This is a genomic window from Geobacillus sp. CCR (assembly GCF_052906625.1).
Genome location: NZ_JBREBQ010000088.1, coordinates 1 through 1,864 on the forward strand (window position 1 = coordinate 1; position 1,864 = coordinate 1,864).

Below are 1,864 nucleotides of genomic sequence, written 5' to 3' on the forward strand. Positions count from 1 at the left end.
GATACGGAACGACCAGCGATGGTAAAAAAAGGATTGCCATCGCTCGTTGTGTTGGTCAAAAAGTTATTCTGAAAAACTAAATAAAAAATCCTTTGTTTTGACCTTGTTAGGGTGCGAAATGTGAGTTCAACGTCGCCGCGACAAACATTTGCACGCCGATCTCAAGCGCGTCTTCGTCAATCGTAAAGCGCGGGTGGTGGTGCGGGTAAACGATGCCTTTTTCTACATTGCCCGCGCCGACGTAGAAAAAGCATCCGATCTTCACCCCATCGTCGTTGGAGGCGATCGTTCTGCAATCGCGAGGCTGTCCCCGTGTGATCAACGCATTGGCCACGATGTGCCTGTTGTACGGGCATCAGCTGAAAAAGGACGTCATTGAGGTAGCGTCAAAAGTTCTATGAAAACTCCACACAGATCATCCCATTGAGCATCGTGGGGCATGCGGAGGGCCGGATTCGCCCTTGACCAACACCCGCCAAAGGTGCGGAAGAGTCGTCAAGGGCGACGGGGACAAAAAAGAAGGCAATAAGAAAGCCGCCCTTGCCATGACCGAATTTTACCTTTGGCGGTGTTCGGTTGGTCAAGGGTTCGCTTCGCCGAATCCGGCAGGAGTTCTGTTCAACGGGCTCCGGCGGACAAAAAAGTCAGGCCGCCTCTTGTTGGAGAAACGCTTGTGCCATGGCGATGAGCTTCGTCCACCGGGCCGGCATATGCGGAAGATCCGCCAGTTCCGGGATGACGACCGGGACCCGGCCTTCGAGTGCGCTATGCGGGCGCAGGAAGTTGAAATACGCCACAAACAGCGTCACAAAGGACACCGAGCCTTCTTCCGCACCAAACCCATGGGTCGGGCGGTAGTTGCCTTTAAAGGTCCGGTTGAATCGCTCGATGATCTGTTTGAGAGGGCGAAACTCTTCCGAGACCGGATCTTCGTTGGTTAGGCCGATCACCTGGCGGACGTCAAACGAAATCCCGTGCTGGGCGAAGAAGTGTTGCGCCAGCCGGTAAATCGGGTTGCCATCCACGACAAACGACAAGTCGTCTGGGAGGGACGGCAGCTTTCGCAGGACATCATCGATGGCCTGGATGGCCGAGAGCGTGTCCCGCTTGGGCGAGACGCGATACGACAGCACGATCTTTTTGACGGCATCAAACATAAAGAACAGGTAATGCCAGCGCCCTTTGACGCGAATATACGTCTCGTCCCCGCAAAACGAACCGGACAGCTCATACGGGAACCGGTCGACAAAGGGCTTGATCCAAAGCGCGGCGCTGTTGGCGTAGTTGAGCACCGTCTGATGGGAGATCGAGACGCCATGGATGTCCTTCATGGCGGCGGCGGTCTCCCTCGAGGACATCCCAAAGTTGACGTAGTACGTCAACACGAGCCCCAATACGTGCGGCGACGCAGCCAGCCGGGACAAATCGACCTTCGGTTGGATGGGCGACGAGGAAGCCAACGGGAGAAAGTCAAACAAGAACTCTCGAAACAAATACCGCACCTTGAAGGCTTGAGGATCCTGTTGAAACTGTTGGCGCTCCTTCTTGGTCATCCGGCGAAGGTTGGCCTGGTAAAACGGGCAATCGTTGTTCTTGCACTTATAGATGTGGTATTCTTTGCGTTCCTTGATCTTTTCCAGCGTCTTTTTGCAGTGCGGGCAGCGAAAGACCGCTTGCTTGGTGAACCGGTTCCGGTGGTTGAACCGGCACTGGCACACTTTGCATTGGTATTGCCCGTTTCCGCCGTTATTGGCGTACAGGTAAGAAGAGGGAGCCTGGCAGCGAGGGCAGGTCAACGAATCCGGAACACGGTGTTTCGCCTTCGCGCGGCGCTGGATGGGCCGCAAAGGACGTCCGTGCTGGG

At 55.4% G+C, this 1,864-nt stretch carries 1 protein-coding gene and 1 pseudogene; both read right to left on the minus strand.

Going from position 1 to position 1,864, the window contains the following annotated elements; translation table 11 throughout:
- Positions 1-106 precede the first annotated feature (106 nt).
- Positions 107-319 (minus strand): annotated as a pseudogene (locus ACVBDQ_RS17930) (hypothetical protein); the annotation flags it as partial.
- A 325-nt stretch (positions 320-644) separates the two neighbouring features.
- Positions 645-1,864: DDE-type integrase/transposase/recombinase (locus ACVBDQ_RS17935; protein WP_446663394.1), on the minus strand; the 1,220-nt coding region annotated here is incomplete at its 5' end.